Below are 706 nucleotides of genomic sequence, written 5' to 3'. Positions count from 1 at the left end.
GTCACCGCTATATTGCTAAGCGTGCATCTGAAACGATAAATAAGTCATTGCCAGAGCTAAACATTATTACCGCTCACCTGGGTAACGGCGCAAGTGTTGCGGCAATAAAAAACGGTAAAAGCGCTGATACAAGTATGGGCATGACCCCACTTGAAGGGCTTGTAATGGGCACCCGATCTGGCGACATCGACCCAGGTATTTTTGACTTTCTAATCAGTCAGAATTACTCACCCGAGGAGATATCCGAACTCCTAAACAAGCAAAGCGGTTTACTCGGTATATCTGAGCTGAGCAACGATATGCGCACAATTTGTGAGAAGGCAGATGAAGGTCATACCCAATGCAAACTTGCTTTGGAGGTATTTTGCTTTAGAGCGGCCAAACACCTGGCCGGCATGATGACCTCACTAGAACAAATAGATGCACTGGTGTTCACCGGTGGAATTGGCGAGAACTCAGCTGTCGTTAGGCAAAATATTGTCAAACACTTGTCAATTTTCGGCTTTACTATTAACCATGCAGCAAACAATCAGCCTTCTTCACGTAACGAATGCTACAACGGGCTTTCTATTCATGAAGACCAATCTATCCCGGTACTCGTCATCCCAACTGACGAAGAAGCTATGATTGTAGAAGACACTCTATCGCTAATATAACAAATGCTATGCGGCCACTTCTACCAGCTATTGCAACGAACCATTATGCT

General features: G+C 44.9%; 1 protein-coding gene. It reads left to right on the top strand.

The annotated features are described in order from the left end of the window. The coding region (locus tag A3729_RS09815; RefSeq protein ID WP_369820124.1) for an acetate/propionate family kinase at positions 1 to 656 on the top strand (656 nt) is incomplete at its 5' end. Between the last annotated feature and the right edge of the window lie 50 nt (positions 657 to 706).

The organism is Oleiphilus sp. HI0043 (assembly GCF_001634935.1).
Note: the sequence above shows the minus strand (reverse complement) of the source record. Positions and strands in the feature narration are given on the sequence as shown.